Annotated in this window: 8 protein-coding genes; 4 read left to right on the top strand and 4 right to left on the bottom strand. The window is 54.9% G+C overall.

The genetic code is table 11. The features are described from left to right. The 4 genes from M0P74_12845 to M0P74_12830 form a co-directional block, all read right to left on the bottom strand. Positions 1-459: FAD-dependent oxidoreductase (locus M0P74_12845; protein MCK9364472.1), on the bottom strand; the 459-nt coding region annotated here is incomplete at its 3' end. Next, positions 449-1339, bottom strand: coding sequence for a ferrochelatase (gene hemH, locus M0P74_12840; GenBank protein ID MCK9364471.1), 891 nt, complete (start codon positions 1337-1339; stop codon positions 449-451). The genes hemH and M0P74_12845, both read right to left, overlap by 11 nt. Beyond that, a complete protein-coding gene (hemE, locus tag M0P74_12835) occupies positions 1336-2370 on the bottom strand; it encodes a uroporphyrinogen decarboxylase (GenBank protein MCK9364470.1) in 1035 nt (344 codons plus the stop codon). The genes hemH and hemE overlap by 4 nt, the downstream gene beginning before the upstream one ends. 140 nt (positions 2371-2510) lie before the next feature. Beyond that, positions 2511-3776, bottom strand: coding sequence for an MFS transporter (locus M0P74_12830; protein MCK9364469.1), 1266 nt, complete (start codon positions 3774-3776; stop codon positions 2511-2513). A gap of 336 nt (positions 3777-4112) precedes the next feature. Between M0P74_12830 and queD the strand changes: the two genes are divergently transcribed. Genes queD through M0P74_12810 form a run of 4 tightly spaced genes read left to right on the top strand, consistent with a single transcriptional unit; the run spans position 4113 to position 7514 of the window. Further along, positions 4113-4481, top strand: a complete 369-nt coding sequence (gene queD / locus M0P74_12825; protein ID MCK9364468.1) for a 6-carboxytetrahydropterin synthase QueD — start codon at positions 4113-4115, stop codon at positions 4479-4481. Further along, positions 4478-5245 carry a GTP cyclohydrolase FolE2 gene (gene folE2 / locus M0P74_12820; protein ID MCK9364467.1) on the top strand — a complete coding sequence of 256 codons (768 nt, stop codon included), beginning with the start codon at positions 4478-4480 and terminating at the stop codon, positions 5243-5245. Before queD ends, folE2 begins: the two co-directional genes overlap by 4 nt. Positions 5246-5247: 2 nt before the next feature. After that, positions 5248-7314 carry an NAD(+) synthase gene (locus M0P74_12815; GenBank protein MCK9364466.1) on the top strand — a complete coding sequence of 689 codons (2067 nt, stop codon included), beginning with the start codon at positions 5248-5250 and terminating at the stop codon, positions 7312-7314. Continuing rightward, on the top strand, positions 7311-7514 hold the full coding sequence (locus tag M0P74_12810; GenBank protein ID MCK9364465.1) for a cytoplasmic protein: 204 nt from the start codon (positions 7311-7313) through the stop codon (positions 7512-7514). The genes M0P74_12815 and M0P74_12810 overlap by 4 nt, the downstream gene beginning before the upstream one ends. Positions 7515-7547: the final 33 nt, after the last annotated feature.

Genomic DNA, 7547 nt, shown 5'->3' with positions numbered 1-7547 from the left:
CCGGCGCGTAACGAATTCGGCAAGGCTTTCGTCCTTCGTATCTTTTCGGGGCGGGACGAAGAGCTCCATGCCCATCCGCATTTTTCCCGGCCAAGAGATGAGGCCGGACTTGGCCAACGGCATGATCATCGTGGGAACCATCAGCATTACGCCTTCCGGAAGCGGATGGAGACGTCCCCCGGAATAGATGAAGGTCCCCTTGCGCTCATCGTTCGAGCAGAGCATCCGGTCGGCAAGCCCCACCTTTTTTATCAACTGCACCGACCAGACCTTCTCCGGCAGGTAACTGTCGGGTCCGCCTTCGATGGTAAAGTCGCCGATATTTTCGGTGAATAATTTGCCGCCGACGGCGTCTTCTTTCTCGAAGAGCGTAAAGTTGAAGCCTTTTTCCTTCAGAGTTACGGCGCAGGCCAAGGCGGAGATGCCGCCGCCGACTATGGCTATTTTTTTATCGTTCATCGTGATCAAACTTGGTTACGACCTCTTTCAAGGCCCGGATAAAAGCAGCGCCGGCATTAAGAGAGGCAATGCGCCGGAAGGAAAGCCCTTTTGCCAGGGCGTACTGCCGGTGGGTGATGTCAATATCGAAGAGCGTCTCGATATGGTCGGCGGTGAAGCCGATCGGAACCTGGATGATCTCTTTAAACCCGGCGGCGGCGATGAAATCAATTTTATCTTCGACGATCGGGGTAATCCACGGTTCCGGCTGACGCTCCGGGATGCTCTGCCAGCCGAGCGCATGGTTCAGGATGCCGGCGCGGGAGGCAACGAGGGAAACGGTCTCCTCAATCTGTCGCCGGTAAGGCTCATCGGCGTATCTCAGCGGCAGGCTGTGCGCCGAAAAGAGGTAAAAGGCCCGCTCGTCGAACGAGTCGCTGGCGATCTGCTTCACCCAGCTTTCGATAAAAAGCGGTTCTCTATACCAACTGTGGATGAAATCAACCGGTGTGGAGAGGGACATCTTGGCGATGTGGACTTTTGCGACGTCTATGTAATTCCCGGTAGTGACGCTCGTATAGAAGGGAGAGAGCAGCAGGACCAGAATCCGCGCCACTCCCGCCGCCGCGGCGCTTTCAAGTACATCTTCAATGAACGGCTGTGCATGGCGAAAAGCGGGGAAACAGAGATATTCTTCGCCCAGCGCCTCGCCCAAAGCCTTGGTCTGTTCCTCGGTGATGCGCGCCAGCGGCGAAAAACCGCCGATCAGGCGGTATCGTTCGATGACGGCCTTCATCGCCGGCGGAGGCAGCTCCCTGCCGATAAAATGCTTTATGAACTCCGGTATCTCCTCTTGGCAGCGAGGGCCGCCCAGGGTTAGAAGGATGACGGCGGTTTTCATTTTCTTGCACTCAGTTCGTGGACTATGTCGATCATGTATTTCACGTTGTCAATAGGCGCCGTTGGCAGGATGCCGTGGCCGAGGTTGAAGATGTGGCCGTTCCTATTTCCCGCCTTAGCGAGGATCTCCGCAACCCGGCGTTTGATGTACGACCGCGAACCGTAGAGGGCCACCGGATCAAGGTTTCCCTGGACTCCGTTCTCATAGTTGAGCTCCTTCCATGCCGCGTCGATCTCGATGCGCCAATCCAGGCCGATCACATCGCCCCCGGCCTCCTGGATCAGCTTCAGCAGATGCGATGCGTTAAAGGCAAAATGGACATGCGGCGCCGATTGATCAAGCGAGGCCATCAGGCGTTTCTGGTGGGGCAGCACAAACTCCCGGTAATCGGCCTGCGAGAGGCATCCGACCCAACTGTCGAAGACCTGCACGGCCTGCACGCCCGCCTTGATCTGGTCATTCAGGTAAACAATCACCATGTCGGTCAGCTTTTCCATCAGCAGATGCCAGGTAGCGGGTTCCTGGTACATCAGCGTTTTGGTGTAAAGATAGTTCCGGGAACCGCCCCCCTCGGTGATGTAGCTCGCCAGCGTAAACGGCGCCCCCGAGAAACCGATCAGCGGAACCTTGCCGTTCAGTTCGCGCTTCGCCATCCGGATTGCGTCCATCAGGTAGGCCATCTCTTCCATCGGATTGATCGCCCGGATTTTTTCCACATCGGCCCGCGTCCGGACGGTGTTGTTGATCCGGGGGCCGTCGTCCTTGGTGAATTCAAAATCAATCCCCATCTTTTCCAGCGGCAGCAGGATGTCGGCGAAGATGATGGCGGCATCTATTTCAAAGCGCCGGACGGGCTGCAGGGTGAGCTCCACCGCGAGCTCCGGCGTCTTGCACACCTCGATGAAGCTGTGCTTGGTTCTTACTGCGCGGTACTCCTCGAGGTAGCGGCCCGCCTGCCTCATGATCCAGACGGGCGTGCAGTCCACGGCCTCTTTTTTACATGCATTCAAATAGCGGTCGGCTCGTGACATAAGCGTTGATCTCCTTGATAAATTTGGAGGGGTATATAAACCAGATGACGCCAAAAAGATAGTGGTTAATTACGCCAGCGCATGAATGCAAACGGCAGGCTGCTCAAATCTCTCAACGCCTGAACTGCCGCAGCCGCCCGCTATTTTTTTCCGCCTGCCATCTTTTGCGCCTCGGGCGTGGCGCGCAACATTAAAGTCATCAGCGGCCCCAGGACTGCGCCGACGCCCAGCGCGGTCCACGCAAGCCCCCACGCCATCGTCTCCGAGCGGAACGGTTCGCCGCGCATCCAGTCGAGCACAAGCCCAAACACCCAGGGACTGACGATCCCGGCGCCGAAACCAAGTACCGAGCGCAGCGCATAAGCGGCGCCCAGATAGTGGGAGGGAACCAGTTCGGTAAGCGCCGTTGAATAGACCGACGAGTCGGCAATCGCGGTAACGTTGTAGAGCGAAGCTACTAACACCAGGAGCCACAGCGGCAGAGTCATCATCCATCCGAACGTAAAGGAGCACATGATGCTCAGGCAGGCGCCCCAGAGGATGGTTCTGGTTCTTCCCCGGCGATCCGAGAGGGCGCCGCCGTAAATGCTGCCGCTCATGCTGGTAATGTAAGTGAGGGCGGTGAAGAGGGCCCCGAAACCGGCGGCCTGAATGTTCATGGCGCCCTTCTGGACGAGAGACGCCGCTAAATATGCAGGCAACCATGCCCATAACCCGAGCAGTTCCCACGCATGAAATACATAAGCCCAGATCAGAAGCATGGCCGGCCTGTTTTTCCAGACGGCGCGGAGCGCGCGGATTCCAGTGAGTTCATTTCCGTGCGGATGAACCACGTTGGGTGTCGCGCGCAGGGTCCAGAACGAGATCATCATTGCGATAAGCGGTCCGCACGCAGTGACAATGAAAGAGCCCTGCCAGCCGACCTTTGGCATTAAAATACCGCTCAAAAACAGCGATACGCCGTACCCCAGCGAAGCGGCGGCAAGAAACCAACCCATGGCACGGCCGCGCTCCAGGGGTGAATAGCGCTCTGCAACGAGGGTAAGGCCCGGGGTATAGGAGGCTCCCGAACATAATCCGGTAAAACCGTAAAGGAGAAAACCGGAGACAAAGCCGTCAGCAAAAAACGCAAAGATCAGCGCGCTTAAGGCGGCCAGAACGCTGCCGACAAGATACGTTTTTTTAGCGCCGAATCGATCGGCAATGAAACCGACCATAAAAAGCGATATAAGATAACCGGCATGCCAGGCTGATTGTATCAGGCCAGACTGGCTTGCCGACATTTCCCAATCGGTTTTCAGCAACGGCAGCGCCGCCGAGTAGGCGGTAAAAACTAACGCAAAAAAACTGCGGCTTAAGCATATCCCGGTAAGCCAGACGAAGTCGCTTTGTGTTTCCGTTTTCAAGAGTCGCGGTCCTGTATTGTAATGAGAAATCCGTTTCGATGGGGAAGTATAGGGAGAACAGGCCTGTGTGTCAATAAAATATGCTTCCGAATAACAGCATGACAAACCAGTCCTTGTCAGTAACGCAATGATCGGCCAATATTTGCCAAACGCCTGCGTTTCTCTCTGCGCGGACAGATCACTCAATTATTTCTTTTAAACCCCCCTGCCCGTGGGGCACAACGAAGCATGAAAATCTTCGGATGTTTTACTTTGCAAACATTTTCATTATTTTCCGCTTATCGCCTGCGCCTTTTTTGTGATATAGGGCAACGAAAATAAGGGGAGGACATTTTCATGTTCGAAGTGACGATAAGAAAATCTTTTGCTGCGGCCCATCAGTTGCGCGACATTGGCGGAAAGTGCGAGGGACTGCACGGCCATAATTTCACCGTCGAGGTTTCAGCGGGGGCACAGGATCTGAACAAGGACGGCCTGCTGCTCGATTTTCGCCTGCTGAAGCGCTGGACAAACGAAATACTTGAGGAACTTGATCATAAATACTTGAATGAGTTACCTTGTTTAAAAGACCTCAATCCCTCTTCGGAGGTCATCGCCCAATTCATGTTTGAAAGATTGGCGGAAAAGGCCAAATCCGCAAACGCCCCCATTACCCGCGTCACCGTATGGGAATCGGAGGACGCTCGCGTATCCTACAGCCTATGATCGACATACAGAATCTAAAAGATGAGCGGAATGTCAACATCCAGAAGGTAGGGGTAAAGGGTCTTAAATACCCCATAACCGTTTTGGACAAAACCCGCAAAACCCAGCAGGTCAATGCGACAATCAGCATGTATGTAAGTCTCCTCCACCATTTCAAGGGGACGCACATGAGCCGTTTTGTCGAAGTGCTGAACGAAATCAGGGAGCAGGTCAACATCCGGACATTCCACGACATCCTGGAAAAAATACGGGTAAAACTGCATGCCTCATCGGCGCATATCGAGATCGAATTCCCCTACTTCATAGAAAAGACCGCGCCTCGCTCGGGCGCAAGGAGCATGATGGAGTATCATTGCCGCTTTCTCGGAACCCGCGACCATACGGGAATGGATTTCATCGTCGGGGTAGATGTTCCCGTGACAACGGTCTGTCCCTGTTCCCGGGCAATCAGCCTTGTCGGCGCCCACAACCAGCGCAGCATCGTGACGGTGCTGGTGCGTTTCCATAAATTCTTCTGGATCGAAGATCTTATCAAGCTGATCGAAGTTTCCGCCAGCAGCGAGGTCTATTCCCTGCTCAAGAGGGTTGATGAAAAATTCGTTACCGAGCAGGGGTACAATAATCCCATGTTTGTGGAGGATATCGTCCGTAACGTAGCGGTGCGCCTTAACCAGGATTCCAACTTTCAGTGGTACAAGGTAGAGGCCGAAAACTTCGAGAGCATCCACAATCACAGCGCTTATGCTTACGTTGAGAAGGAATAGCGATGAGAAACGACGGAGAATTTTTCAATCTCTACAATCACGGCTTTATCAGAACCGCCGTCTGCCTGCCTGAGGTCCGGGTTGCCGATGTCTCCTTCAACACCTCGCAGACAATTGACCTGGCGCGAAAAGCGGCGGAACAGAAGTGCATCTTCGCTCTTTTCCCGGAGCTGGGACTGTCCGCCTACTCCAACGACGATCTCTTTCAGCAGGAGGCGCTTCTCGACGGCGTCCTTGCGGCAATCCAAGAAGTCGCCCGCGAGACCAAAGACCTCAATGTAATTATCGCGATCGGCGCCCCCTTGCGGCTGGACTGCCGTCTTTTTAACGCGGGAATCGTGCTTTATCGGGGGGAAATCGAGGGAGTTGCTCTGAAGTCATATCTCCCCAATTACCGGGAGTTTTATGAAGTCAGGCAGTTTTGCCCCGCGGAAGAAGCTGTCTCTAAAACGATCTCGTTATGCGGGCAGGAAGCTATCCCCTGCGGCGCCGACCTCATTTTCACGGTTGCCAACATCCCTCACCTCCGCCTTTTTCTGGAGATGTGCGAAGACCTCTGGGTGCCAATCCCACCTTCATCGTTTGCCGCCATGGCGGGCGCCACCGTTATCGGCAACCTTTCCGCCTCGAACGCCACCATCGGCAAGGCCGAATACCGCCGCAGTCTCGCCGCCAATCAGTCCGCCCGCTGTCTCGCCGCCTATCTTTACACAGCGGCAGGCCCGGGAGAATCAACGACCGATCTGGCGTGGGACGGACATGCCATGATCTTTGAAAACGGCAATATGCTCGCCCAATCGGAGCGCTTCGCGGATAATTCCCAGATAATAACAGCCGACATCGATTTGGACCGTCTTGTTCAGGATCGCATGCGGCAGACTACCTTCAGTAAAAATGCCTTCACTCACAAGGAAAAACTTACACAGTTCCGAACTGTTACAATAAAGACAGACCAGAGAGGGGAGCGCCTGCTGCTCAAGCGCCAATACGCCCGGTTTCCCTATATCCCGGCTGACCCAGCCATGCGCGATGAACGCTGTTGCGAGGCTTACAGCATTCAGGTTCAGGGCCTCTCGCAGCGGCTCAAATCCTCCGGCATCGAAAAAGTGGCGATCGGGGTATCCGGGGGATTAGACTCCACGCACGCCCTCATCGTCGCCGCCCGCACGATGGACATGCTGAAGCTGCCCCGGGCGAATGTTCTGGCCTACACGATGCCGGGATTCGCGACATCAGAAAAAACATATAGGAACGCCTTGCGCCTCATGAAATCACTGGGCGTAGAAGTAAACGAAATTGACATCCGTCCGAGCTGTATGCAGATGCTCAAGGATATCGGCCACCCGTTTGCAGCGGGAAAGGCCGTTTACGACGTCACCTTTGAAAACATCCAGGCAGGTGAAAGAACATCGCACCTCTTCCGAATCGCCAATAATAGAAACGCACTGGTAGTAGGCACCGGGGACCTAAGCGAATTGGCGCTCGGCTGGTGCACCTACGGCGTCGGCGATCATATTTCGCACTACAACGTCAACTCCAGCGTTCCCAAAACGCTGATTCAGCATCTCATCCGCTGGGTGGCGAAATCAGCCCAGTACTCACCAGAGACGGCAGCAATCCTGCTCGACATCCTGGAGACGGAAATCAGCCCAGAGTTGATCCCGGGCGGAAAAAACGCGCAGCCCTTCCAGAAAACAGAGGAGATCGTCGGCCCTTACGAACTTCAGGATTTTAATACCTTCTACATAACAAGATTCGGTTATCTGCCGACAAAAATAGCCTTTATGGCCTACTGCGCCTGGCGCGACAAGACAAAGGGAGAATGGCCCGATGTGCCATTAGAAAAGCGAAACCAGTACGCAATCGGCGAGATTCGCCACTGGTTAGATGTTTTTCTGTACCGCTTTTTCCAAACCAGTCAGTTCAAGCGCTCCTGCATCCCCAACGGCCCCAAGGTCGGCTCCGGCGGCTCGCTGTCGCCCCGAGGGGACTACCGCGCCCCCAGCGACTCCCAGGCCGCCGTCTGGCTTGAGAATGCGAAAAATATACCGGAGAGTGATGAAGAATGAAAAACAGGCCTCAATACGACGATTTTGACGCAACCGAGCTGTTCTGCCCCCAATGCCGGCGGGCCGTCCCGGTCAGAAAGCGTCTTTTGTTGATTCTGTCGGAGGGCGACAAATACGACTACTACTGCCCTTACTGCGGAACCTCCGTGGGCGAGAAACTCGTGACGGAAAGGGAGAAACCGTTTTCTCTGTTGAGGTAAGAAGTAATAAAAAAGGGCGGCATTGCACCGCCC

The sequence above is a fragment of the Syntrophales bacterium genome, assembly GCA_023229765.1.
Lineage (GTDB): Bacteria > Desulfobacterota > Syntrophia > Syntrophales > UBA5619 > DYTH01.
Note: the sequence above shows the minus strand (reverse complement) of the source record. Positions and strands in the feature narration are given on the sequence as shown.

Bases quoted from the DNA above. Each gene is read 5' to 3' on its own strand.
- queD (MCK9364468.1), top strand. From the start codon at position 4,113: ATGTTCGAAGTGACGATAAGAAAATCTTTTGCTGCGGCCCATCAGTTG.
- folE2 (MCK9364467.1), top strand. From the start codon at position 4,478: ATGATCGACATACAGAATCTAAAAGATGAGCGGAATGTCAACATCCAG.
- hemH (MCK9364471.1), bottom strand. From the start codon at position 1,339: ATGAAAACCGCCGTCATCCTTCTAACCCTGGGCGGCCCTCGCTGCCAA.
- M0P74_12815 (MCK9364466.1), top strand. From the start codon at position 5,248: ATGAGAAACGACGGAGAATTTTTCAATCTCTACAATCACGGCTTTATC.
- hemE (MCK9364470.1), bottom strand. From the start codon at position 2,370: ATGTCACGAGCCGACCGCTATTTGAATGCATGTAAAAAAGAGGCCGTG.
- M0P74_12810 (MCK9364465.1), top strand. From the start codon at position 7,311: ATGAAAAACAGGCCTCAATACGACGATTTTGACGCAACCGAGCTGTTC.